25 protein-coding genes are annotated in these 22,285 nt (G+C 65.5%); 13 read left to right on the top strand and 12 right to left on the bottom strand.

Translation table 11 applies throughout. The features are described 5' to 3' along the window. Positions 1–103 precede the first annotated feature (103 nt). The 6 genes from PX52LOC_RS33640 to PX52LOC_RS33615 form a co-directional block, all read right to left on the bottom strand. Positions 104–1,235 (bottom strand): IS3 family transposase gene (locus tag PX52LOC_RS33640; protein WP_390637529.1). Its coding sequence is split into 2 segments (ribosomal slippage): positions 104–952 and positions 954–1,235, totalling 1,131 coding nucleotides; the frame shifts between segments, so codons are not numbered across the junction. Between the two features lie 77 nt (positions 1,236–1,312). After that, entirely contained in the window at positions 1,313–1,603 is a 291-nt protein-coding gene (locus PX52LOC_RS33635) for a hypothetical protein (protein WP_149114185.1), read from the bottom strand. Positions 1,604–2,802: 1,199 nt separating this feature from the next. Then, on the bottom strand, positions 2,803–3,516 hold the full coding sequence (locus tag PX52LOC_RS33630; protein WP_149114184.1) for a hypothetical protein: 714 nt from the start codon (positions 3,514–3,516) through the stop codon (positions 2,803–2,805). Between the two features lies 1 nt (position 3,517). After that, entirely contained in the window at positions 3,518–4,342 is an 825-nt protein-coding gene (locus tag PX52LOC_RS33625; protein WP_149114183.1) for a hypothetical protein, read from the bottom strand. 45 nt (positions 4,343–4,387) lie between these two features. Further along, positions 4,388–5,473 (bottom strand): hypothetical protein, encoded by a 1,086-nt coding sequence (locus tag PX52LOC_RS33620; RefSeq protein WP_149114182.1) that lies wholly within the window; start codon positions 5,471–5,473, stop codon positions 4,388–4,390. A gap of 69 nt (positions 5,474–5,542) precedes the next feature. Continuing rightward, complete coding sequence (locus tag PX52LOC_RS33615) at positions 5,543–5,905, bottom strand: hypothetical protein (RefSeq protein WP_149114181.1); 363 nt, start codon at positions 5,903–5,905, stop codon at positions 5,543–5,545. Positions 5,906–7,651: 1,746 nt separating this feature from the next. On the opposite strand from PX52LOC_RS33615, the gene PX52LOC_RS33610 reads away from it, so the two are divergent. From PX52LOC_RS33610 to PX52LOC_RS33600, 3 genes are all read left to right on the top strand, one after another. Next, a complete protein-coding gene (locus PX52LOC_RS33610; protein ID WP_149114180.1) occupies positions 7,652–7,939 on the top strand; it encodes a hypothetical protein in 288 nt (95 codons plus the stop codon). 139 nt (positions 7,940–8,078) lie between these two features. Beyond that, positions 8,079–8,435, top strand: a complete 357-nt coding sequence (locus PX52LOC_RS33605) for a hypothetical protein (protein ID WP_149114179.1) — start codon at positions 8,079–8,081, stop codon at positions 8,433–8,435. Then, complete coding sequence (locus tag PX52LOC_RS33600; RefSeq protein WP_149114178.1) at positions 8,432–8,632, top strand: hypothetical protein; 201 nt, start codon at positions 8,432–8,434, stop codon at positions 8,630–8,632. The genes PX52LOC_RS33605 and PX52LOC_RS33600 overlap by 4 nt, the downstream gene beginning before the upstream one ends. A 96-nt stretch (positions 8,633–8,728) precedes the next feature. Here PX52LOC_RS33600 and PX52LOC_RS33595 read toward each other — a convergent pair whose 3' ends face one another. Beyond that, complete coding sequence (locus PX52LOC_RS33595; RefSeq protein WP_149114177.1) at positions 8,729–8,968, bottom strand: DUF3072 domain-containing protein; 240 nt, start codon at positions 8,966–8,968, stop codon at positions 8,729–8,731. A gap of 245 nt (positions 8,969–9,213) precedes the next feature. Here PX52LOC_RS33595 and PX52LOC_RS33590 point away from each other — a divergent pair, with 245 nt between their 5' ends. Further along, on the top strand, positions 9,214–9,600 hold the full coding sequence (locus tag PX52LOC_RS33590) for a hypothetical protein (protein ID WP_149114176.1): 387 nt from the start codon (positions 9,214–9,216) through the stop codon (positions 9,598–9,600). Positions 9,601–9,948: 348 nt separating this feature from the next. On the opposite strand, the gene PX52LOC_RS41310 is transcribed toward PX52LOC_RS33590, so the two are convergent. Further along, entirely contained in the window at positions 9,949–10,689 is a 741-nt protein-coding gene (locus tag PX52LOC_RS41310; protein ID WP_168219368.1) for a hypothetical protein, read from the bottom strand. Positions 10,690–10,999: 310 nt separating this feature from the next. On the opposite strand from PX52LOC_RS41310, the gene PX52LOC_RS33575 reads away from it, so the two are divergent. Both PX52LOC_RS33575 and PX52LOC_RS33570 read left to right on the top strand, forming a co-directional pair. Continuing rightward, positions 11,000–11,707, top strand: coding sequence for a hypothetical protein (locus PX52LOC_RS33575; RefSeq protein ID WP_149114174.1), 708 nt, complete (start codon positions 11,000–11,002; stop codon positions 11,705–11,707). A gap of 111 nt (positions 11,708–11,818) precedes the next feature. Then, positions 11,819–12,133: a ribonuclease E inhibitor RraB gene (locus PX52LOC_RS33570; RefSeq protein WP_149114173.1), complete on the top strand. Its 315-nt coding sequence runs from the start codon at positions 11,819–11,821 to the stop codon at positions 12,131–12,133. A 37-nt stretch (positions 12,134–12,170) separates the two neighbouring features. Here the strand turns inward: PX52LOC_RS33570 and PX52LOC_RS43640 are convergent, their stop codons facing one another. Continuing rightward, positions 12,171–12,638, bottom strand: coding sequence for a helix-turn-helix transcriptional regulator (locus PX52LOC_RS43640; protein ID WP_149114172.1), 468 nt, complete (start codon positions 12,636–12,638; stop codon positions 12,171–12,173). A 659-nt stretch (positions 12,639–13,297) separates the two neighbouring features. On the opposite strand from PX52LOC_RS43640, the gene PX52LOC_RS33560 reads away from it, so the two are divergent. Beyond that, positions 13,298–13,777, top strand: coding sequence for a hypothetical protein (locus PX52LOC_RS33560; RefSeq protein ID WP_149114171.1), 480 nt, complete (start codon positions 13,298–13,300; stop codon positions 13,775–13,777). A 142-nt stretch (positions 13,778–13,919) separates the two neighbouring features. Here PX52LOC_RS33560 and PX52LOC_RS33555 read toward each other — a convergent pair whose 3' ends face one another. Continuing rightward, complete coding sequence (locus PX52LOC_RS33555; RefSeq protein WP_149114170.1) at positions 13,920–14,204, bottom strand: hypothetical protein; 285 nt, start codon at positions 14,202–14,204, stop codon at positions 13,920–13,922. A 224-nt stretch (positions 14,205–14,428) separates the two neighbouring features. Here PX52LOC_RS33555 and PX52LOC_RS33550 point away from each other — a divergent pair, with 224 nt between their 5' ends. The 6 genes from PX52LOC_RS33550 (at position 14,429) to PX52LOC_RS43035 (ending at position 19,599) form a co-directional block, all read left to right on the top strand. Beyond that, entirely contained in the window at positions 14,429–14,728 is a 300-nt protein-coding gene (locus PX52LOC_RS33550; RefSeq protein ID WP_149114169.1) for a hypothetical protein, read from the top strand. 582 nt (positions 14,729–15,310) lie between these two features. Then, the gene (locus PX52LOC_RS33545; RefSeq protein WP_149114168.1) at positions 15,311–16,066 is read left to right on the top strand and encodes a hypothetical protein; all 756 of its coding nucleotides are present in this window, start codon (positions 15,311–15,313) and stop codon (positions 16,064–16,066) included. A 146-nt stretch (positions 16,067–16,212) separates the two neighbouring features. Further along, positions 16,213–16,638 carry a helix-turn-helix domain-containing protein gene (locus tag PX52LOC_RS33540; RefSeq protein WP_149114167.1) on the top strand — a complete coding sequence of 142 codons (426 nt, stop codon included), beginning with the start codon at positions 16,213–16,215 and terminating at the stop codon, positions 16,636–16,638. Between the two features lie 105 nt (positions 16,639–16,743). Beyond that, positions 16,744–17,310: a hypothetical protein gene (locus tag PX52LOC_RS33535; RefSeq protein WP_149114166.1), complete on the top strand. Its 567-nt coding sequence runs from the start codon at positions 16,744–16,746 to the stop codon at positions 17,308–17,310. Positions 17,311–17,380: 70 nt separating this feature from the next. Continuing rightward, complete coding sequence (locus tag PX52LOC_RS33530) at positions 17,381–18,187, top strand: ribonuclease HI family protein (RefSeq protein WP_149114165.1); 807 nt, start codon at positions 17,381–17,383, stop codon at positions 18,185–18,187. 761 nt (positions 18,188–18,948) lie between these two features. Next, positions 18,949–19,599 carry a hypothetical protein gene (locus PX52LOC_RS43035; RefSeq protein ID WP_246173545.1) on the top strand — a complete coding sequence of 217 codons (651 nt, stop codon included), beginning with the start codon at positions 18,949–18,951 and terminating at the stop codon, positions 19,597–19,599. Between the two features lie 299 nt (positions 19,600–19,898). Here the strand turns inward: PX52LOC_RS43035 and PX52LOC_RS33520 are convergent, their stop codons facing one another. Both PX52LOC_RS33520 and PX52LOC_RS33515 read right to left on the bottom strand, forming a co-directional pair. Next, positions 19,899–20,783: a hypothetical protein gene (locus PX52LOC_RS33520; protein ID WP_149114164.1), complete on the bottom strand. Its 885-nt coding sequence runs from the start codon at positions 20,781–20,783 to the stop codon at positions 19,899–19,901. Positions 20,784–20,974: 191 nt separating this feature from the next. Further along, a complete protein-coding gene (locus PX52LOC_RS33515) occupies positions 20,975–21,652 on the bottom strand; it encodes a hypothetical protein (protein WP_149114163.1) in 678 nt (225 codons plus the stop codon). Positions 21,653–22,285: the final 633 nt, after the last annotated feature.

Genomic DNA, 22,285 nt, shown 5'->3' with positions numbered 1-22,285 from the left:
CCCCTCTCCTCTCCTCGACGACTTCGACTTCGAAGCCGTTTCGCTTCTGTGGGTGAGGGTATAGTGGACCCCATTTGCGAGACCAAAAACCGACGAATTTAAGCTACTCCTTCGCCGGCTCTTTTGACCGTCCGGCCCGGTACACCTCGGCCGGGGTCTTGTACCCCAGTGACTGGTGCAAGCGGGCCTCGTTGTAGAAGGTGAAGTACGCCTTCAACCCCCGCTCCAACTCGGTCACCGTCTCGTATCCCCGCAGGAACACGTCCTCGTACTTCACCGTCCGCCACAGCCGCTCGACGAACACGTTGTCCAGGCACCGCCCCCGGCCGTCCATGCTCACCCGCGCCCCGGCCGCCTCCACCCGCTCGACCCACGCCCCGGCCGTGAACTGCACCCCTTGATCGGTGTTGAACACCTCCGGGGTGCCGGCCGCCAACGCCTCGTCCAGCATGTCCCGGCAGAACGCCCCGTCGAGCGTGTTCGACAACCGCCAGGCCACCACGTACCGGCTGTACCAGTCGATGGTGGCGGCCAAGTACATGAACCCGCCGGGCAGCGGCAGGTATGTAATGTCGGCACTCCACACCTGCCCGACGCGGTCGATCGGCACGCCGCGGAGGAGGTACGGGTACACCGGGTGGCCCCGCCCGGCCGACAGCTTCGGCTTCGGGTGGATGGCTTCCAGGCCCATGACCCGGAGCAACCGCTGGACCCGCTTGCGGTTCGCCGGGTGGCCGTTGCGGGCCAGCCACCGGGCGATCCGCCGGCTGCCGTAGAACGGGCAGGCCGTGTACTGCTCGTCGATCCGCCGCATGAGGGCCAGGTTGTCGGCCGACTCCTCGGCCGGCCCCCGGTAGTACGTGGCCCGGCCGAGCCCGACCAGTTGGCACTGCCGACGGACGCTCAGGTCGGCGTGCCCGGGGTCGATCAGCGGCCGCAGGTCGTCAACCGAACGTCGCAGCTTTTTTTTTCACCCAGTCGAGCTCGACCTTGAGCCGGCCGATCTGCTCGTACAGCGCGGGTGTCTGGTCGTCGCCGGGGGCGACCGCCTTCGCTCCGGCGGCGAACACGGCCTCGGCCCCGGCCAGGAGTTGCTTCTTCCACCCGTGGATGAGGGTCGGGTGGACGCCGAAGTGGGCGGCCAACTCGTTGACCGTCTTGTCGCCCTTCACCGCGGCCAGAGCGACCTGGGCTTTGAACGCCGCCGTGTGGGTCTTCCGCTTCGCCGTCATCAGGACCACCTCCGAGGGCCGCCAGAGTAGCTTACCTGGCGGTCTCAGTTTCGGGGTCCACTATAGTGCGAACGGGTCGCCTACGCGGCCCACTCCAAGTAGCGGTACAACTCGGCCAGGCACTCCGTCTCCGTCGCCCCCGCCCCCGTCGAGGGGTCGAAGGCCGCGAAGCCGAAGGCTTCGCGGGCGGCTTCGGCGAGGGTTCCCATCGCCGCGGCGGCCTCGGCGTCGTCGGCGGTTTGGGCGGCGGAGAGGAGCGAGTTCAGCTCCCCGCGGGTCTGGGAGAGGAGACGGTGGCGGACGGCGAGGGGGTCGCAGTAGCGGCCGTCGGCGACTTGGTAGACGCGGTGGGCGGGGGTGGTGAAGAGCATCGGGGTCTCGGAATAAGAGGGGGAAGGGTCAGCGGGGGTTAGTAGTCGCCCAATCGCAAACGACTGCGCGTAGGAGGGAGGCCTAAACCGGGTTGCAACCCTCGCCCGAGCGGGCGGGGCGACGAGGTCATCGCGGGCGCTGGCGTCGGAACCGACGGGGTTGTTAGCCCTCGCGAAGCAACGTAAGCCGGACTCCACCCAGGCCGCTCCCAGGTCCGCAGTCGGGGAGCCGACGCCGTCGGGGTCGGCCGCTCCCACCCGCGAAGCCTCGGCGACGAGTTCTCCGTCGGCGTCACAGTCGGCGGATCGTAGCCTCGCAGCCCGAGAGGCGTCTCCGTCGCCGAGGGAGCAGATCGACTGCGAAGACTTAGGCGGGGTGTCTCCGCCGTCGGCCGCGCCCGCTCGGGGAGCCGAGCTGTCAGCGTCGGGCGAGCGGACGCGGACAGTCGTAACCCCGGCTTCGGCGACGGAGCGGGCGAGAGCGATAGTCGAGGGCGAAGGAGAGGAGCCTTCCCGGACTCCTCGGGGCTTAGGCGGGGCCGCGATCGCATCAGGGGCGTCGCAGGCGTCGCCAGAGTCATCCGGGGTCGAAGGAGCGGAGGCGAAGTCGAGGGCGTCGAGACGGTACGGCTTCGAAGAAGGGGCGGGGTCGTCGCCAGCGGCGAAGTCCGCGGCGGCAGTCGCGGCAGCGAGGTGGGCTTCTCGGCGTCGCCCTCGGCTCGGCGGGGCGAGAGCTTCGGCGACGGGGTCGGCGTCGGCCGCTCGTGGAGGCGGAGTCGGGGAGACGGACCCGCGGGGGGCGTTCGGGGGAGGAGAAGCGGTCCGGGTTGCCTTCGGGGCAGCGGGCGGAGCTGGGGTAAGTTCGAAGGGGGGCGAGTGAGTCGGGGCGTACTGACGCCTTCCGGCTCCGAGTGGAGAGTAGGCAAGGGGAGACTCAAAGGGGGAGGGTTACTTGAGGTAGGTTCGATACTGCGTGATCGCAGTGCTGACCAAAACAAGCAGAAGGATGAAAGCAATGGCCCCGATCGTCCGCAGGCCGTTGTTCCGGGCGGGGCGTTCGGCTTCCCAGCGGCATTTCTCACAGAGGGACGCCGAGAATCCGTTGCGAAAGGCGTTTCCGGGGAAGGCGGCGTGAGCGACGTGGTCGTCCGATCCACACCAATCGCAGTAGTGGGCGGCCATCGTCGGCTCCTCGGCGGTTAGCCGCCCGGCGACGGGGGCAGGGTCGGGACGGCTGGCGGTGGGGGCGGGAACGGCAACTCGCCGCCCGAGACCATCGTACCGTCGGTGAACGTGTAGGGGTAGTAGCTGTTCTCGCTATAGGCACCGTTCGTCCACGGGAGTCCGAGATTTGGCAGCCCGTGGTTGATTTTCCGCGACATCGCCTCCCCACGGCGGGGACCCGGAGAGCGTTCGCGGAGCGTCGGATCTGCCAGATACGCGGCGGGGAAGTTGTCCATCGCCAAGTTCGACTCCGTCGAATAGGGAGCGTTCCCCAGGACGAGGCCGCCGTTGTAGTAGTCGGGGTCGGCGTTCTCCACGTAGGTGAAGTCCGTCTGGACCGACCACTCGGCCGACACGCCGTCACTCGCCTGCACGGGCTGCGACACGGTCGTCTGGCCGCCCTGGAACTCGAAACGACCGGACGTTTTCGGCAACGGCATCAACGGCGGCGATCCGGTCTTTCGGCCGAAGCTGCGAACCGTGCGGTAACGAACCGGGTTGTACAGCTGGATCGGGACCATCGGCCGCCACGTCTTCAGCTTTTCGGGGTCGGTCGGCTTCGGCTCGCCCGTGGGGAGCCAGCAGATACCGGGGTCGTGCGAGTAGTACGACTCGCTTTCGAACTCGCCGTAGAGGGCGCGTTGGGCGTTGTCGAACTTGGCGACGGGCGTGGGGGGAGATTCGGGCATATTAGGCGACACATTCGGGGATTTTGACCCCCTTTTGCTCCCAGAACCGCTGCCACGACGGCTTGCCTTGATTCTGGGCGGGGGTGGGGACGGGACCTTTGGCGGGAGTGTAACTTTGAGCCGATCCGGGCCGCTTCTGGTGAGCGTCCTTCTCGACGAGTTCACGGTGCGCGACGAAGTGATCGGGACCGAGGAGGGAGCGGGCGACGAGGCCCTCCAAGAACGCCCTCCCAATGAGATCGCCCCCAACCGCCGGGGACGGCAGTGTGGGCTTCGTCGTGAGAACCGTCTTGTTCGCTGCTTCGAGTTGAGGACCGTTTCCGAGAAACTGGCGTTCAAGCAGGTTCAGTTGGCTGAACTCGTCTCCGACAACCTGATCGGGAAAGCCTTGAAAGACAGGTAGAATGGTAGCAAGAGGATTGCCTTTAGCGTTCGCCGCTACGTCGTCTAAGATGTTCCCAAGATTGGACAGGCTGTAATTTAGCTCCACTCCGAGGAAGCCATGAATGGGATCAAAGTGAGCCGCCAGCGAGCTCATTGGCGGCAGCAGACCCGCAATCCCCGCGTCCTTGCGAGACTTAATCGCGCCGAAGCAGATCGCCAGCGCGAGCCGATAGCACCGCTTGAAATCACTCCCCGGCTGACACGTCACCGTACAGCTGATCCGCGTGCGGATCTGCGGCGCGATGTTCTTCGCGACGGCGTTGCCGAGGTTGAGCAGATCGCCGAGGCCGCCGAGGGCGTTACCCACCCGACCGAGACCGCCGACGCCGGCGCGACCTCCGCGGGCGAGAAGTTGCAAGCCGCCCGCAATGAGCCGGCCCATACGAGGACTCCGAGAGGAAAGAGAAGTGCTGGGTGAGGAGATGCGTCAGGGCTGATTCCCCTTCGGGGCCGCGCCCTGAGCGGCGAGGTGGCGGGTCAGGCCGGCGATCGCGGCGGCGAGTTGGGCCTGGGAGTCGTCCCCCTTCGTCGGGTGCGGCGTCGCGAACGCTTTCGCCGACCGCAGGCTGTAGACCGTCTGGTAGGAATCGATGATCGCCTCGATCGCGTCGCTGTCCCGCGTCAGGGCTTCATCGTAGTTCAGCGTGACCTCAGCCACACCCGCTCCCTCGTCCTGCACCGACATCATCGGAGCCTGCACGTCGTTGAACGAGTACGTGATGGTCGCCCCGTCTTCGCCGAGGGTGACGACCAGGTCCTTTCTCTGCCACCCGATCGCACACCGCGGGAACAAGTAGCTGCGGTAAGAATCGGCCTGGATGTTCAGCTTGGTCAGGGCTTCGATCCGGAAGCACGCAACCCCTTCCGTGCGGCGGATGCAGGCGTAGCTGGACGTAAGGGCGCTCGTAGTCGTGTAGGAGTTGGAAAGGAGCAAGTCGTCGGCGGACCCGAGGGAATAGCCGTGGACCGGCGTATGTGCCTCGACCTGATAGTTCACGACGAACGTCTGACCTAGCCCCACCACCTGCCGCACGTCCACCGAGATCGGATTCGGGCCGTGCCTCGAATCCAGTGGATGATCCTTCAGCGGAGCCTCGACGAGAACCTCGACACTCCGCTCAGTCACCGGGTTAATCCGCGGGTTTTGCGACCCGGGGTTGACGACAACGCCCTCGCCGCTGTCGAGCTTCGAGTACTCCCAGAGTCGAAGCCTCTGCCGCGGCTCCAGGAGCGCGCCGCGGATGCTGTTCATCGTCAGGATTGCGCTCGCCCGCCCCTGGGGCTTAATCGCCTGGATGACATTAATCGGGCGACCCCAGACATCGAAGACGGGAACGTCGTCGCCGCGGGGGTCGTGGGTGTACGAGATCGCGTCGGGCGAGACGTGTAAGTCTAGGTTGAGGTGCCAGCGGTGGTAGAGGACGTGCGTGCCGCCGTCGTCCCATACGGGCTGAACGGTGATCGAGTTGCTGAAAACCTCCATGCCTTTGAGGTCCCCGTAGTCGAGTTGCATGAGTAGGAGCCGAGTGGGTTAGGAGTCGGGTAAGTCTCGTTCTGTGGGAAGGGCTTGCCGGCCGTGCCGTCACAGCGCCAGCTCATACGCCCTCTCCGGCTGCGTCGCGGCCCCCTTCGGCTCCTTCTGCTTCGCCCACGCGGTCTCGGCCCCGTCGGGGACCCAGACGAGTGACCCTCCCCTCGACTCGTCTACGCTCAGCGAGAACCCCGCCGCTCTCATTACGTCCGCGTACTCGGCGGCCAACGCCCGGTTCCCCGGCGGCTGGTACTCCACCTCGATCGCCTGAGCCTTCGCGGAGCGGGCGAGGCGGCCGAGAACGGCTGGGCCTTCCGCGTCGTCGGGGAAGCTGACGTGGGCGGTTACGTCATACCCTTCGGCGGAGAAGGAGAGGGGGCCACAATAGTCGAGGAAGAAATCGCAATCGGGCATGGGTATCCGGGGGTAGGGGACGACGAAAGCGGCCCCGACGGCGAAGCCGTCGTGGCGGGGTCGGCGAGGCCCCCAGTCGGCGTCTGCGGGGCGATCGCGACGCGGAGGGGCCGAGACCAGTCTCGGCTCCGCCCTCGCCTACGGGCCTCTGGGAGCGTCCAGGGGGCGGGGTGCCCCGCCGTCGCCGCGCAAAGAAAAACCCCGCCCGGCTCCGGGGGTAGCGGAGGGGGCGGGGTCGCCGCCGAGGGGGTACACTCGGCCGGCGTCTGGGTCGGCCCCGGCTGGGCCGGGGGGGCTTCGACGCCCTCGCGGGCGCGTAGACGAATTCGTCGCGTATCCTCTGGGGAGTGGGAGACGAAGACGGCGTCGCGGCGGACGCGAAGCGGTATCCCCGCCCACAAAATCGAGGTAGCTGACGATGGCGGCGAGGAGGGGAGTCGCTTTCGAATCGCCCGAGGGGACCTCGTTGGAGTAGTCTCGTTCTGTGGGAAGGGCTTGATGTCTGGCGGGTCTGGGACTGGGTCGAATTCGCCGAAGAGCGATGAACCTCAGCCCTGAAACGCCGAAGAAGACGAAGTCTTCGAGGAGAACAGAAGATGATTCTTCTTCTACTTCTTCGAAGAAGACTCCTATAATGTAGTTCGTAAAAGTTGGTCGTCACTCCACTTTCCCGCGTCCGTGACTGGCGGCCCATTTGACGCAAGAGCTGTTTAGACGAGGAGTTAAAACTTCGATTTTCTTTTCAGATTTCGGCCCGTTTTCGGTGGAGTGAAACACGCAAATGCGCCGATCCGGCGGCCTCGGCCTCAGCTCTGTGCGTCAGGAACGTCTCGTGTGAACCGGGGTTCGTCCCCCGCGGGGCGGCCGAAGCCGAAGGCGAGGGTGAGAAGCCGGTGTGAACTCCGGGCGGCTGTGTTGCCCGCCGGCAGTGGGGGTGATCGTCAGCGCCATCTTTGCGTGGCGGTGCGTCGGGTGACGGGATGAAGATGGTCACGAACCCGCCTTGGCCCCTCGTCGCGTGGGGCGGAACACACGACTGGTTCCCACCCGGCGGCTCGCGACCAGCCCGTATTGCTCTAGGATCACGAGGCGGCTGTGCATTGCGGCTCGGCTGGTCGTTGCCGCCTGCGACAGATCGGCCGCCGTGCATCCCCGGCCCTGCGACCGAAGGAGGCGGAGCGTGGCCAAGAGGGTCTGCGTCAGTTCCCGCCGCCCATCGCCCCAACTAGCTGGGACCAAAACCCGCTTGGCGTCTGCCACGTTAGCCACCTCGACGCGGATAAGTTCTCGCCGTGACAGGTTGCCAGTTCAGCTACGATACCGGCCGGGATCACAATCGCTTGTAACCCCGGCCGGTTCGCCCCTGCCATCCCTTTTGCCGCAACTCAACGAGAGCGCGACCGACAGGGAACTGCGGTATACCTACACGCCCAGATGCGTGCAATCGAAAACTGACCCCTTGCGGGTCGTGCTACACTCACGGGATGGCACCGAAGCCGTTCAAGTCCCCGCGGCGAGCCAGCAAAATTCGGTTCGCGGCACGCGCTATCCTCTGGTTGGCCGTGATCGTTACGGCAGTGCTGCTCGCACGCCGTTGAAGAGAAACCAAATCTATTCTCACGTTCCGATTTGCGCAGCCACGAGTAGGCAGAGGTTGAAGGAACTCGGACAATGTGTCCGATTAAATCGGAGGAAGTGCCCGGGCCATGTATAATAGTACAGTAGCCCAAGCATCGGAGCAAATCTATGGCGAAGAACACGTTTCCCCGGTTGAACCAAGTTGAGCCTGACGAACAACCTATTTTGATTGACGCAACCGAGTCGCTCCGGAATCACATCCTCGTGACGTTAGGCCGACCCAAAGACCTGATCCGCATCGACGTCGTCCGCCTGTGGCCGAACACCTACCGCGCCAATCTCCTCGTCGGCAAGTCGTTCGACCAAGCCACTTTCGCTCACAGCTACTTCGTCACCACAACGGACGCCGGTAAGGTCGTGACATCGGTTCCCAGCTTATCCAACGTCTACGCCTGAGCGATCCTGCTGAATTCAACGGGCCGGCTGCGTTCGAGCCGAATAGTGGAATTACTTTCAGATCGGCCATGGATCGGTTATAATGGCAGGTTCACCACGCCGGCCGCGTCCCGCGGAGGCCGGTGAATCAAGAGGTACTATGAGCAATCAGAACCGCATCGTGGCCCACATCCGCATCACCAATCGCGAAGACGTGCCAGTGAAGTACGTCCAAAAATACAACGCCCTCAACGCGAAGTCTCAGGCATCGATCCGCGGGGGTGATGGGATGCTGCTGCACACGATGGCTCAGAAGCTCTCCTACGTCCACAACATCGGCGGCAGCATCGTGACGTTCGGCCCCAAGGCGACCAAGCGAGTCGTGGCGAAGCTCGATGAGATGGGGCTGAACGCCGTCGTCGAGTTCGGCCGCGTTCAAGAGAAGGCCGAGGGCGAAGTCATCGTGACGGAGAATGTAAACCAGAAGCGGTACGCGGCGAGTGTCGCCGGGGCGTGAAAGGACCTATGACGCCGGGCGACGGCGAGATTGTCTCCGCTCGGCATCGCGCGGACGCGGGCGAGCAAGCGCGGTTGTTGACGCGAATGGAAGAGCTGTTGCAGTTGCAGCGGGAGCAGTTCGAATTGATTCGGGCGTTACTCGCCCGAGTCGATCAACTCGAAGTCGAGATGCGGCGGATTTTCCCCTCCGGGTGACGGTCATCGCCGCGGAGCGGGATCACAGTCCACTCCCCAGCGACCAGCGGCCCCTAGGGTCGCTGTCTGATCTCCCATCGCGAGAAGTCCCCGCGGCTACGATGCCTTCTTCTTCGCGGTGGCCTTCTTCCCCCGCCCGGTCTTCCCCTGAAGCTCTTCGATCTTCTCCGACGCCTCCGCCTTCGTCAGCTCCTCGGGGGCCTCCTCCCCCGCCTCGCGGGCGAGGGTGCCCAAGTAGCTCTCCTGCGGCCCGGTCATCGGCTCGTCGCCCGTGACCCAGTCCTCGGGGTCCTTGATCGCCGAGTTATCCGCCTTCGGGTTGTTCTTGCCGCTCATCGTAATCCTCCTCGTCCGCCACCTCGGCGGACTGGATAATTGTCCAGCAAGCGGAATGCCGAGTGGTGGGATACTGGCCAGATTTATACCGCCTCTGCTCCCCGCTGAATGTTGAGAAATCCTGCACGCGGAATTCCGTTACGTGCGCCCGCTTGGGTGACTGCCCGGCGACACTATGATGGGACCGTTGGCGGGGCGAACCCGCCCTTGCGGTTTCGCATCGGGGATTCTCACAAGGGGGACTTATGACCACTCGTTATCTTGCAGCGGCGGTGTTCGCTGTTGGAATGTTAGCCGGACTGGCCGGCGAGGCGTCGGCTCAGAACCGTGGCGGCACCCGAGCGGGCCAAACGGCGACGCCAACCTCAACGACCGGGACGGCGGCGGTGGGGAAGTGCCAAAAGGGTTCTTCGGGCACGACGGCGAGCGGCCAGACGGGTACGACGACGCTGTCGGCGACACAGCTCGCCCAAACGCAAACGAAGCTGACCCAGGTGAACCAGTTGCTGTCGCAGGTGCAAAGTCAGCAGGTTCAACTGAGCGCCGTGCAGATCGCTCAACTCCAGCTGTATCAGCAAAGGCTGACGGCGGCCATCTCCGCCGCGCAACAGACCGTCACCACCATGAAGTAGCGACCAGCGGAGGGGGCAACGTCATGGGCGTTGCTCTCTCTCAAGCCACGCTTTCGTAAGTGTTCCGATGGCGTGGGACCGGCGCCAACGTCGAACCCTCGCCCACGCCCCCCTTGACCGCCCACCCGATCCCGGTGAAGATGCGGCGATGACCACCCTCTTACTCGCCGCCGCCCTCGCGGTCGCCTACCCGCCCGCCGACATCGACTTCGCCGCCCCCGCGGCGAAACTCGCCCGGTACGACGGGTGCAAGGTTCGCGTCACCTTCAAAGTCGCGGTCCCGGCCTGGGAGATGCTCGGCGTCACGGTCCTCGGCGCGAAGGACGTGGACGAGTTCAGCCGCGCGGCTTACGTGCCGACGTGCATCAGTGACAAGGGCGACACGGTGACGGTCGTCGGTACTCTGCGATACGTCCACCGCCCGGCGAAGGGCCGCTTCAAAGCTTGGAACGAGATTGCGATAGTCGCCGAAGGTTTGAACTTAGCGCCCTGAATCAGTTCGAAGTAGTCGCTCATCTCCGCCGTCACTTCCCCGCGGTGAACGCCTTCAACTCCCATAAGTTGCTCGCCGTCTTGCTCCGGACGAGGCCGACCCCTGGGGCGTACCAGTTGGTGAACGCCCCCCGCGCCGAGGGATGACGACGCCTCCACCCGGACCGCCCGGAACGTCCCCGCCGGCACCTCCACGTCCTCGACGCCCCCGGCCGTGTACGTGAACGCCTCCACCGGGTTTCCGTCCCCGCCGGGGACCTCGTACTTCCACGTCGCCTTCGCCGTCAGTGGGAACTTGAGGAGTTGGTGCGGGGTCGCGACCGCCGCGCCGTAGTTCTCGACGGTGAACACGCCCGCGGCCGTGACCCGGTCCTTGCGGACGACGGTGTTCTTCGTCGTCCCCTCGTGAACGATCGTGGCCAGTCGCCCGTCGGTGCCTTCCTCGACGGCGGCGACGGTCAGGACGTACGGCTTGCCGTTGATGAGGTACTCCCACCGATCCCCCTTCCCGACCGGGTAGTAGTCCGGGGCGGCCTTCGGGACCGGGGCGGCGGCTAAAGGGGCGGCCACGAGCAGGACGAGCAGCGAGCGGTACATGACAAATCTCGCAAGCGCGGAAGGCGACAGGGTCGATCCTTTGACGTTACCCGCCGGTTGGGGCGCGAGCAAGGACGATGTCCGATCCGTCTCCCGCGTCGCCGCCGCCCGGCGGGGCACCCCGCCGCCACAGACCTATCCCCTCGTCGCCCCCGCCGACGGAAACGCCGCGTTCGCGAGGTATCACGCGGCCCTAAAGATCGAAGACGGTACAAAAGTTGCTCGTTGTTCATTCTCGCAACCCTCCCCACTTGTTCGCGTTCAGTTTCGCGATGGGTCCGTTGCCGACACTTCTGTGAGACTCACTATCGTGGCACTCGTCGCCGAAGGCCCTGTACGGGCCGAAGACATGGTGGCCGTCAAGAGCCGCATCACGTGGTCCGCGATCCTCGCAGGGGCCGTGCTGTCGCTCGCGCTCTACTTCCTCCTCACGCTCCTGGCCGGGGCGGTCGGTCTGTCGATCCACGACAAGGTGACGCCGAAGGCGCTGAGCATCGGCGCGATCGTGTTCGCGATCTTCGTGACGTGCCTGTCGATGTTTTTCGGCGGCTACATCGCCAGCCTGTTTACCGTCGGCGAAAACGAGTGCGAAGGGGCGCTCTACGGCATCCTGGTCTGGGCGACGACGCTGGCTATGATGATGTTCCTGCTGACGACCGGCGTGCGGATCGGCTACGGAGCAATGATCGGCGTGGCCGCGACGGCTCAAGCGGCCGCCGAAGGCACGACCCCGGACCAGTGGGAAGACGCGGCCCGCCGCGCTGGCATCTCGCAGGACAAGCTCGACGAATGGAAGCAGAAGGCAAAGGACGCTCCCGCGAAGGCGAAGGAAGCGGCCGAGAACCCCCAGAACCAGCAGGAAGCCACCGCCGCTGCCAGTCGCGTCGCGTGGTACACGTTCGGCGGTGCGTGGCTCTCGATGATGCTCGCAACCTTCGGCGGCTACATGGGCAGTGGGGCGCGGTTCCGCTTCCTCGGTCTCGGCGGCCGGCCGGCCGTGGTGGTCCGCGGGGCGTAATGCCGCTCGCCCTCTTGCCTGCCCGCCTGCCCGGGCAGGCCGCTTTTATCAAAACAACCCGCCTTGGTTGGCGGGTTGCGTCATTCCGGGAACTGTTGAGGTCCGCCCACCGTGCCGCTCCCCACCGATAGTATCGGCAACCAACTGCGCGACTACGCCCTCGCCGGGTTTGACCTGTCGCTTTCGCACACGATTTACTTCGACCACCACTTCGACGCCCGCGGCGGGGGCGTGCGGATGGCGGCTCGGGTCCAGGGCGAGACCGTGGCGTCGATCGTGGACGATTCCGAGGGGGCGTGGCAGGTGCGGTGTTACCTGACGGCCGTTCCGACGCACACCGCGATCACGGAGACGGAGGCGAAGCTCGGCCGGATCGCCGAGGCGTGCGGCGGGATGACCGACGGGTGGGAGATCCTCGTGAGGTGAACCGGCCGCGGTCTGCCCACTGGCGACCGTGACCCGCTCACAGTCCGTTGAACCACCCCCGGAGGGCGGCGTACCGGACGAGGGCGACCCGCGACCGGAGGCCGAGTTTCTTGTAGGCCCGCGACTTGAAGGTTTCGATCGTCTTCACGCTCAACTTGAGATTGGTTCCGATTTCCTTGTTACTGTACCCCATGGCGATTAACTGCAAGACTTCCACCTCACGGTCACTCAAATCGGACGGCAGACTCTCTTGCGCTCCGGCCACGACCACCGGGACAGCGGCGGCAAGTTTGGGCACCGCCCCGATCCGCACGATCAGGTAATCGAATCGTGCGGTCGCCTCTCCTGCCGACAACGCCTGGTACGCGGTGCGAAGGGCGTGGGGCACGTCGGCCGTCTCCACAACGAGGCCGAACGCCCGGAACACCTCGGCCGTGCGGTCGGCGGCTTCGCGATCGGAATCGACCACGAGCACCCGGAGGGCCGGTGCGGGGATTGGAATCATGTGCGAGAGAACCTGCGTTTCGCTCCCGATCGGAGAGCAAAAGACGATCAAAGCGCCCGTTGCGCACGCCAAGGGGGGAGTGCGAGCCGTGGGTGCTGTAGTATACCCCGGCTGACACGCCCTCGTCAGGAAAATGCGAAGAGCAGATACCGGCCCAGTGTGTGCGACTCGGCCCGGAGGTCCACGACCGAGGTCATCAGAAGTGAATGGACAGGGCAGGAAAAAGGCTCAGGTCTCAACGTCGATCTTCGCGATTGTGTCGCCGGTAGAAGTGTGGCGGGCGGTTAGAACGCGCATCCGTTTTTGACAGCCTCCGCCAAGTCCTCGTTGTTGGCCAACCGAGTGCCGTCGCTAAGCAGGTACGCCCGCATCTTGTAACAGCCAAAGTGCATCACGCCGTCCCGAAGAAGGTACGCCGTCTGACCGTCCCAGTCGCGCGGAGGACGTAACACTCGGGACCAGAGCGTGATGGCGTCGAATTCCGGGCGTCATGGGGAGACTCGCGAGGCGTGCGAAGCGAATGTCGCAGATCCCCAGCCGCGAACCGCGTGCCGATTCCACCCCAAACCGGCCACGAGACCACGCCCGGCACGCGGTGTGCTCGCGGTTCAGCGCCTGAAGTCCGTCCTCACGTCCTTTCTCTCTCCAAGGAACCTGCCATGAGCAAGTCCATCGTTCGCGTGTTTCAAACCCGCGGTGCCGCCGAGGCCGCCGTCCGCGACCTGAAGGCCGCCGGATACACCGACGCTCAAATTAGCCTGGTCGGGCGGGACACCGCCGCCGAGAAGGCGGGCGAGGGGGCCGTCGTCGGGGCCGTTACCGGGGCCGTCGGGGGTGCCGCCGTCACGTTGGGGATCATGACCGGCGTGATTCCCGTCCTCGGGCCGGTTCTCGCGCTCGGGTGGCTGGGCACGACGCTGCTCAACGCGGCCGGTGGCGCTGCCGCGGTCGGCCTCGCCGGGGCGCTAACGGGGTGGGGCGTCTCGGACACGGACGCGAAGTACTACGAGAGCGAAGTCGCCGCCGGCCGGTACCTCGTGACCGTGAACGACGACGGCGACACCGTCCGCGCCCGCGAGGTGTTCACCCGACACCCGAGCTACGACCGGGCGACGGCTCCGGCCGTGCCGATGGCGTAAGCGGGGGACGGCTAGGTATCATCGGGGGCGAGGCCGGCTGGTCTCGCCTCTTTCGTTTCGCGGTTGCGAGTCGGCGGGGTTGAGTAAAGCGGTTCTGACAAGAGGTCTCGACGCGACCGTGTAAGGTCGTGTCCTCGTCCCCCTACGCGACGAGGCGGGCTTCGCCCTCGGCGACGGCGAGGCGGACCCAGACGGGTTCCCGGACGCCGACGATTCTGACGCAGTGGAGGCCGTCTTCGACGGCGAGGGAGCGGGCGGGGACGCAGAGGGTGCAGCCTAAGAGGCGGGTGCGGTCGCGTGGGAACCGGCGTCGCTCCCCCGTCTTCGCGTCGGTGACTTCGGCCCAGCGGCAGCGGGGTCCCCAGCCGATGGCGACGGCGGAGACCGGGACGAAGACGGTGCGGGTGGGGTGGGTGGCGCGGGTCATCGGGGTTGCTCAAAGGGGAGGGGTTGAGCGTACCCCCGCGGGGGCGAGGGGGCAAAGTCGGTTGGGCGACTCCCCGGCGTCGCGAGCGACCCTGCCAGGCACCCCCACAGCGGACGACCCCCTCCCCTCGCCTTCGCCCGCTTCGACGAAATCCCGGCTACGCACCTCCCCTCTCGACGCTGACTCGTATAGTGTACACGTATTCACTATCCGAGGGTTCCCCGATGAGTCTCACCCACTGCTGCTCCCGCTCCGTCTTGACCGTCAACGGCGTCCCCCTCTTCGGCACCGTCGTCCGCGCCGCCGAGGTGCTGCGGGTGCGACTCTGGACCGAGGCGTGGGAGACGCTGGGGGTGGGAGAGGGCGACAGCGTCGCCGTCGCCGTCGCCGTCGGAGAAGAAGAGGCCGAGGAGTTGGTGGTGACGGGGATGGTCGCCGTCCCCGCCACGGGCCGGTGCTGGGTCCACTTCGCGGCGGCGAAGCGGTGGGCGGGGGCGCTGCCGCGGGTGAGGGTGTTGAGGTGAGGGGCGACTCTTCTCCGTTGCCATTCCCCGCGTCTCGGGTACTATGGGGCGAATGTCCATCTCCCTAGATCGCGTGACTCTCGAAGCGCCGTGCCCGCGGTGCGGCTTTTACAGCAAGTTCACCTTCCGCCAAGTCCGGCTCAACGATGTCGTCATCTGCGGCGGGTGTAAGTGCAACGTCCAGCTCGTTGACCACTACGACCAGTGCCGGAAAGCGCAGGCAAGCCTGAACAGAGGTATTCGCGAGCTGGAGACAACCCTTTCTCGGCTAGGAAAACGCTGATGCACGCAGATGTCGTCCAACAGTTGCGATACAAACTGCAAAAGCGAATTCGTCGGCTGAGCGCCGTGGACTGGAAGTATTTTCCAGCAACCCTGAAACAGTTCTGGGCGTTCGTTCATGCTCAACCGATTTTTGTCAGCGTGATCGCCGAATTGTTACCAAGATTCCCGGATCTGCCTACGGACGTGGATGCGCAGGTAAACAAACGAGCACAAGTGGCTCATCACAACGAAGTAGAAAATGCCGCTTTTGCGTACCTTGTGCTCAAACAATGTGTCGAGGCGTCGGACCGAGATCAGATGGAGTTAAAAGTCGCTCGGAACATCAGCTCTGTCCGGGGGGCGGACGAGGTATTCGAGGCGTTCCGAATCGCTTTCGTCGATCCGCTCTACGAGTACCTCGACGAGCAGATCGACGATCAGCGGGCCATTCTCTCGGTGCTGCGGCGGTACAAGCACAAGTGCGAGTCGTTTCAGCGGGAGCATCTCTTCAAACTCTGGTCGGATGACACCGGCCGGGGCGAGAAGAGTCTCGCGTTCCACCTCTACGAGTACCTCCACGATCAGGGGATTAACCTGACCATCGAGCCGTACTCCGAGTCGGGGATGGTGGACATGGTCGCCGCCCAGGGCACCGAAGACCCGCTCGTAGCCGACGCGAAGATTTTCAACCCGGCGAAGGGGAAAGGTAAGCCGTACATCTGCCACGGCTTCCACCAAATCTACTCGTACACCCTCGACTACAACGAACCGTTCGGCTACCTCGTCATCTTCAAGACAAGCCCCGACGACCTAAAGTTCGCCGTCGAGGGCCAAGAGCAATCGGTGCCGTTCCTAACGCACAACCACAAGACGATCTTCCTGCTCACGATCGACGTTTACCCACACACGGAGTCGGCGTCGAAGCGGGGTTATCTCAAGTCGGTGGAGATCACGAAGGAGGACTTGGTCCGGGCGGCGGAAGACAAGCCGGCTTCGAACTCCGATCCTGACCCTGCGAGTAAAGCAGCCGACGCCGAAGGCGACGGTAGCGATTCTCCCCCGTCTGCGGGTTAGACCGTGCCTCTCTACTCTCACTTCTCTTCTGATTCACCCTCGGCGAAAGCGACCCGGTCGGCGGCGGCGAAGAAGAAAAGGCCGCAGAGCGGGCCATAGCCCCGCCCACGGTCACTGCGGCGGCGTCCGCGACGAGAGGGGATGAGATGGCGAAAGACGCGAAGAAGAGAGCGTTGGAGCTACTAAGCAGCGGCCACGAACTCCTCGAACAAGTGGGAAAGGTTCTGACGAAGGCGGAGGTGCTGATCGGCTCAGTTGAGGAAGGGGCTGCGGTATCTAGGAGGTTGCGGCTCGAAAGCGAGATCGCGTCATTCGCTGAGTGGGTTCGAACGAAGATGCTCCACGAAGACCTGACCGAAAAGGACCTAGCGAGTAGGTCAGGAATCGCGTTTGGAACCCTGCACTCCTACCTCAACACGAGCAAACTACCAACGCTCGTGAACGCTGTCCGGCTCGTGGTAGCTTTGAACGCAGACTTCAACGAACTGTTCCGTGTTCGCGATCTGGTAGCTGCTTTGGCGGACGTGAAGAACTTGCCAGATTGGATGGATGCAAGGTTTGAGACGACTTGAGTGAATTGGTGACTTTTTTCTTGATTGGTTACTTTAGTAACTCTATGATCTCCTCCGTGCCGGTGACGGTTCTTCGCCGTCCGCACCCACCCGGAGGCCTTGTCCGTGTTCTCATCCTTCTTCGCCCCCCTCTTCTCTCCCGCTCGACCCTCGCCGTCCCGGCCCCTTCGGGGCCGCCTCGCCGCCGCGGTCGCCGACTTGGGGGAACTCTCCACCCAGGGCCACGCCTTCGCCGACGATGAAATCGACCGCGACGCCGTCGCCCTCACCGTCCGGCTCGCCGTCCGCCTGCTCCGCCTGGGGCGGGTTCTCCCCTCCGAGGATACCCAGCTCGCCACCCGGCCGCTTCCCCTCTGGGACCGGCTCATTGACGCGGCCGGGGTCCTCGAAGCCCTCTTACGCGACGGCCCCTTCGCCGACGCCGAGGGCTTCGACGCCGACGCGGTCGCCGCCGTCGAAGCCCTCGGCGACGATCTCTGGAAGAAGCTCGAAGACCACTACGCCTCCGTCCCCACCCCCGACTCTGACGACGGCGAGGAGGCTCACCACCTCGCCTCCGCGGACTTCGACGCCGACCGCGACCGCGACGAAGACGCCGAGGGCGAGGGCGAGGGCGGCGACCGCCCCATCGGCTACTTGGGCTTCCTCGACCCCGCTGGTCCGCGTAGCTGAAGACCCCTTCTCCTCCGGGGCGGCCTCGCCGCCCCTTCTTCTTCTCACCCCCTTCTTCACCGGAGCCTCTATGCCCCCGACCCGTACCCCGTCCGCGCCGAAAGGCGACAAGGGCCTCTCCCACCCCGCTCTGAGGCTGCTTCGCCCGCGGCCCAGCCCCGGCTTCTGGGTCGCCCGGTCGGACGGCTCCTGCGACGGCAACGGCCTCTCCTCGGCTACGGGGAAGTGGGGCTTCCTCGTCTTCGACGGCGAGGGCCGTCCCCTCTGCCGCCGCTCGGGCGAGACGCTCGCCCCGACGGTGACGAATAACGTCAGCGAATACTTCGGCGTCTGGGAAGCCGTCCGGGCCGTCGCGCTTCTGAAGTCGAAGCCCCCCGGCCTCTTGATCGAGGGCGATTCGAAACTCGTCGTCGAGCAGCTCACGGGGAACTGGTCTTCGAACAAGCCCGAGCTCACTCGCCTCCGCGACGAGACCCGCGACGCCCTCGCCGCGCTCGGGGTTCCGTGGTCGGCGAGGTGGATACCGCGCGAGCAGAACTCCGAAGCCGATCAGCTCACCCGCCCCGAGACGCTGATCGAGGATTGGTCGGCGTGGGGAGGAGCCGCCGCCGAGGTCCCCGCGGGCGAGGGCACCTCGCCCGCCCCCTCTCCTACGCTATCGCCTTCGCCGACGGGGGCGTTGAAGCTGTTCGTCGTCGGCGAGTCCAGCGGCGACCCCGCGGGCTGGGATAACGAGCGGGGGCGGGAGTTGGTGCTGGCGACTTCGGCGGCGGAGGCGGAGGCTCTGGCGGGGGACGGCCCCGCCTACGAAGTCGCCGTCGCCGCCCCCGCGGTGATCGACTCGCGGCGGTGGGTCCGGCTCTACGGCGGGGAGTAGACGCTCGGTCCTGTGGGGGACCCGGCCGGCGGCCAGCCGCTTTGGCTCCCCGGCTTCTCCGACTTCAGCGTCGCCGCCGAAGGCCGTCAGCAGCCTCCCTCCACAGCCGTAGGCCGACTCCTCCCCAGCGGGGCGAAGGGGACCGGGTCCCCTTCGCCGAACCCTCTTCTGATAAGATCGGTCAGCGTCAGAGTCGAAGAGGAGACGCCGATCGCGAGGGGCGAGCGTAAGGATCGCGCAGCGGTTGCTCACAGGCCGAGCGGACGCCACTGCGGGTTCTCGTTCGATCTGAAGTCGCCGTCGTCGCGAACTGCTGAAGTAGCAGCGGGATCGGGCGAACTCGCTCTCGCCCGAGGGGAACCCGCGGCGGTTGGCACGCCCGCTGCTTCTCTAGGGCTGAGCAAACCGCGTCGCCACCGTGATCTTTGGGAGAGGGTTCACGGCGGCGGGGCGGATGGCTCAACGAACTATCACCGGCGATCGAGCGGAGGGAGAGGCCGCTCGATCGCCGGTGATTTCATTTCCGCTCGCCCCTCGCCGACGACGACTTCCAGGCGAGTGCACCCCGTCCCGTCGGCGGCAATCCCCTTCACAACCACCGCCTCGCGGACCCCCCCGACGACACCTTCGGCGTTGCCGACTTCGAAGGCGACCCAGTCGCGGACGGCGACGCCGTCCGCGGGGAGTGGGGTTCGCCGAGGTTTCCCCTCGGCGTAGACGCCCGAGGGGGTATGATGCGGAGACGAGTGGGGAGGGGTTTGATGACCGAGGGGGAGTGGGCGGCGGGCACGGAGCCGGGGCCGGGGCCGCTTTTGGAGTGGCTGAGAACGGAGGGGAAGGCGACCGAGCGGAAGCTGCGGCTGTTCGCCGCGTCGGCCTTCGGTCGGTTCATCCGCCTACTGCCGGACCCCCGGCAGCGACGGGGTGTCGAGGTGCTGGAGGAAGTAGCCGAGGGAGCTGTGACCTGGGCCGCGTGTCGTGTCGTGGCCACGGAGGTTCGGCAGGCGATCCCGCGGGACAATCGACTCTCGGACGCCCTCCCCGCCGACGACCCGCACTACATCGCCCTGATGCTGTACCGGGAGTTCTGCTCCTCCGCGATCGCGAACCACGCCGTTCACGCGACGGCCGGGCTTGCGGAAGGGGCCGGTGAGCAGCAGGCTCAAGCCCACCTCGTCCGCTGCGTCTTCAACCCCTTCGCCCTCGCCTTCGACCCTCACTGGATCACCCCCACCGCCTACGCCCTCGCCGAATCCGCCTACGAAGATCGCGCCTTCGACCGCCTCCCGATCCTCGCGGACGCCCTCGAAGACGCCGGCTGCGAAGACGAAGCCGTTCTCAATCATCTCCGCGGTCCCGGTCCCCACTGCCGCGGCTGCTGGGTCGTCGATCTCGTCCTGGGGAAATCCTAGACCGCGACGGCGTAGGCGACCCCGCGGGCGAGGGGACCAGTCCCCTCGCCCCTCCCCTCGGCTTCGCGGTCGGCGGCGGCCGACGGCTCCCCCAGCGGCTCCCCAGTCGCTGCCCGTAAACGACGAAAGCCCCCTCCCGGAATATCCGAGAGGGGGCTTCTTCTATCCGGCGTCGGCCCGCCGGGGCGGACTAGCCCCCCCCGCAGATCCTGACGGGGCTACGGAGATTGATCGGAGGGGTGGTGGCTTTACGCACCCAATCGGGATGACGTGGTTAGGTTCACTTCTTCTCGTTAGGTTCACTTCTTCTCTTTGAGGAGTTCGAGAACCTTCGGCCGGACCTTTTCGATGTCCATTTCCTCAACGGGCTTGTCTCGCACGTCCTTGCCGGTCAGCCGCGTGACCGCGTTGATGGCGTAGTATTCGCCTCCTTTGTTTTCGGTGAGGATTTCCCGAAGCGTTGGTAAAGCGGCGGAATCACCAACCACGCCAATCGTCTCGATGTACCGACCACAAACCCACGAGTAGCCCGACAAGTTCTTGTACTTCTTCCAATCGTTGACGAACTTCGCGCTCGCCCATGCTCGGTCGGCATCCGTCAACTTGTGGTCTTTGAAATCGAGCTTCTCGACCGCCTTCTTTGTCAGCTTAACGGCGGCGTTGGGCTTCGCGAAATCGACTTCGCTCTTACTCGCCCAATAGCCGGCCCAATCGAGGTCGAAGGGCATCTTCTTCCCGACCGTCAGGCGAGCCGACACCCAAAAGTCGCTTGTAGAGTGCCCCCGGTCGGTTTCTCTCGGAGTCAGGATTGCCGCGTCCACAACGGCGAGGTTCTTGAGCAGGGCTGTGTAGCCGTCGCTGCTGAATCGAGCGGCCTTGACGGTAACGGGAGCTTTGTCCGGCGGGTGTTTTGACTTGTACGGATGCCAGCCTTCATCGAACTTCACGTCGAGGACATCAACACCGTCTTTGCCGGGCTTGAATCGCATCCAGCCGAGGGTGCCGCCGTGGCCATTACCCGTACCGATCTCCAGTTCGGCATCGGAGGCATAGGTGGGGGTGGTCCCCCACGTGGCGCTGTAGTTGTCACTCTCGAACAGCTTTTTCACGGGGCCGTAGTCGGGGTCGGCACCCGCAACTGTGCTGGCAATGCAGATGGAGATGCACACGGAGATAGCACGCATCAGCTCACTCCTTCGCGCGTCGTTGGGTTGGAACAGGACGATATCAGGGAGATCTGTTCGCCGTCTTGATTCTTGACGCAACGCAGATCGTCCGAATCCGTTTGCACGAGTTGTTATCATCCTCCCCCTCCGCCGCCCGCTCTGCAACAGCCGAGGCGTCGAAGTCAAAGAGGGCGAAGCCTCGGGGCCGGCTACCGCCCCGCCGGCACCCACTTCTCCAGCCCCTTCGGCGAGGGTTCCCGTCGGAACCCCGCCTTCGCCATCAGCTTCGCGGCCTCCTCAGCCACCGCCGGATCGGGCGGGGTCGGGTACTCGACTCCCAGTCCCTTCTTCTTCATCGCCACCGCAACTCTGAAGAGGTCGTCGAGATCAGTCGCATCGGCGGGGGCGGCTTCGCCCCCTTCGGCGGCGTCTTCGTCTTCAACGTCTTCGACCATCTCCCAAATCGCCTTCGCCCGCTCGATCACCTCGGCGTCGCTGAGTTCGCGTCCCCCGTCGGAGGCGGCGATCAAGACGCCGAGAGCGTTGAGGACTTCCGGGGAAGCCGGCGGCGTGGGCGTCGCCGTCGCCGCCACCCGCGCGAGGCGGATCGGCTGCTGCGGTCCCCGGCGGTTGCGGTTGAAGCGGGCTAAGGCGAGTCGCGGCCCGAGTCGGCGGAGCTGTCGCGGGGAGATCATCTCCGCCGTCACCGTCGGCAGCTCCTTCGGCGTCGGCGTCGGCGAAGGCGAGGGTTGGGAGCGAGGGGCTCCCGTCGCCCGCGGCTTCTTCCCGCGGACTAAGTCGAGGACCCGTTTGCGGAGGGCGGCCCGCTCCTTCGCGGGCTGGGTGAGATCGCGGGCGTCGGCGTGGAGGTGGGGAATGGTCGGCATCGGAGACTCGGGGGTGAGGGTTACGAGAAGGAGTGGGTGAGGGCTTCGCTGACTGAGTCGGCGGAGCCGGGGTAGGTGCTGTGGGTGGGGGGCCCTCGCTGTCGCGAGGCGTCGAAGTCGGCGATGGGGAGGGTGATTCTGAGGGTCCTGGAAACCCTCTGGGAAGCGATAGGATCGCATTAGGCGAGGGCGGGGAGAGGCCAGCCCCCCAAAGGCTGCCCGAGGGGAGATCGGCCCGTATTCGACGCCGTAGGAGACTCCAGAGGGGTCTGGGGGGACGGTGCCCGTCCCTCGCCTCTCCTACTTCGGAGAAGAGGCCTAAGAGGAGATTATCATCACTAGATAGGTGATGATAGTGATCTAACTGTTATGGCGACGCAAGAAGCGATGGGGAAGGCGAATGGGTTAATCCAGGCTCCTGAGAATCTCCTCGGATTCGATTCTGCGAAATCGGCCCTCGGCGGCGGCGAAGGCGTCCCAGAAGGCGAGGGGAGGGGGCGGGGACCCAGTCCCCGCCCCGCGGCTGATTCGGCGTCGGAGAGGGCGTAGGCGGGGCGGGGAGACCCCGCCCCGGTTCTCCTCTCCCCGCGGGCGGGGGTTGGGGCGAGGAGAGTCGCCAACGGCCAACCCTCA

It is taken from the genome of Limnoglobus roseus (assembly GCF_008254045.1).
In the GTDB taxonomy this organism is placed as follows: Bacteria; Planctomycetota; Planctomycetia; order Gemmatales; family Gemmataceae; genus Limnoglobus; species Limnoglobus roseus.
The sequence above is the reverse complement of the archived record's forward strand: the minus strand, read 5'-3'. Positions and strand labels throughout refer to the sequence as shown.

Excerpts from the sequence above, each read along its gene's own strand:
- PX52LOC_RS33635 (WP_149114185.1), bottom strand. The coding sequence starts at position 1,603 with ATGCTCTTCACCACCCCCGCCCACCGCGTCTACCAAGTCGCCGACGGC.
- PX52LOC_RS33630 (WP_149114184.1), bottom strand. The coding sequence starts at position 3,516 with ATGCCCGAATCTCCCCCCACGCCCGTCGCCAAGTTCGACAACGCCCAA.
- PX52LOC_RS33625 (WP_149114183.1), bottom strand. The coding sequence starts at position 4,342 with ATGGGCCGGCTCATTGCGGGCGGCTTGCAACTTCTCGCCCGCGGAGGT.
- PX52LOC_RS33620 (WP_149114182.1), bottom strand. The coding sequence starts at position 5,473 with ATGCAACTCGACTACGGGGACCTCAAAGGCATGGAGGTTTTCAGCAAC.
- PX52LOC_RS33615 (WP_149114181.1), bottom strand. The coding sequence starts at position 5,905 with ATGCCCGATTGCGATTTCTTCCTCGACTATTGTGGCCCCCTCTCCTTC.
- PX52LOC_RS33610 (WP_149114180.1), top strand. The coding sequence starts at position 7,652 with ATGGCGAAGAACACGTTTCCCCGGTTGAACCAAGTTGAGCCTGACGAA.
- PX52LOC_RS33605 (WP_149114179.1), top strand. The coding sequence starts at position 8,079 with ATGAGCAATCAGAACCGCATCGTGGCCCACATCCGCATCACCAATCGC.
- PX52LOC_RS33595 (WP_149114177.1), bottom strand. The coding sequence starts at position 8,968 with ATGAGCGGCAAGAACAACCCGAAGGCGGATAACTCGGCGATCAAGGAC.
- PX52LOC_RS33590 (WP_149114176.1), top strand. The coding sequence starts at position 9,214 with ATGACCACTCGTTATCTTGCAGCGGCGGTGTTCGCTGTTGGAATGTTA.
- PX52LOC_RS41310 (WP_168219368.1), bottom strand. The coding sequence starts at position 10,689 with ATGTACCGCTCGCTGCTCGTCCTGCTCGTGGCCGCCCCTTTAGCCGCC.
- PX52LOC_RS43640 (WP_149114172.1), bottom strand. The coding sequence starts at position 12,638 with ATGATTCCAATCCCCGCACCGGCCCTCCGGGTGCTCGTGGTCGATTCC.
- PX52LOC_RS33560 (WP_149114171.1), top strand. The coding sequence starts at position 13,298 with ATGAGCAAGTCCATCGTTCGCGTGTTTCAAACCCGCGGTGCCGCCGAG.
- PX52LOC_RS33555 (WP_149114170.1), bottom strand. The coding sequence starts at position 14,204 with ATGACCCGCGCCACCCACCCCACCCGCACCGTCTTCGTCCCGGTCTCC.
- PX52LOC_RS33550 (WP_149114169.1), top strand. The coding sequence starts at position 14,429 with ATGAGTCTCACCCACTGCTGCTCCCGCTCCGTCTTGACCGTCAACGGC.
- PX52LOC_RS33545 (WP_149114168.1), top strand. The coding sequence starts at position 15,311 with ATGGAGTTAAAAGTCGCTCGGAACATCAGCTCTGTCCGGGGGGCGGAC.
- PX52LOC_RS33540 (WP_149114167.1), top strand. The coding sequence starts at position 16,213 with ATGGCGAAAGACGCGAAGAAGAGAGCGTTGGAGCTACTAAGCAGCGGC.
- PX52LOC_RS33530 (WP_149114165.1), top strand. The coding sequence starts at position 17,381 with ATGCCCCCGACCCGTACCCCGTCCGCGCCGAAAGGCGACAAGGGCCTC.
- PX52LOC_RS43035 (WP_246173545.1), top strand. The coding sequence starts at position 18,949 with ATGACCGAGGGGGAGTGGGCGGCGGGCACGGAGCCGGGGCCGGGGCCG.
- PX52LOC_RS33520 (WP_149114164.1), bottom strand. The coding sequence starts at position 20,783 with ATGCGTGCTATCTCCGTGTGCATCTCCATCTGCATTGCCAGCACAGTT.
- PX52LOC_RS33515 (WP_149114163.1), bottom strand. The coding sequence starts at position 21,652 with ATGCCGACCATTCCCCACCTCCACGCCGACGCCCGCGATCTCACCCAG.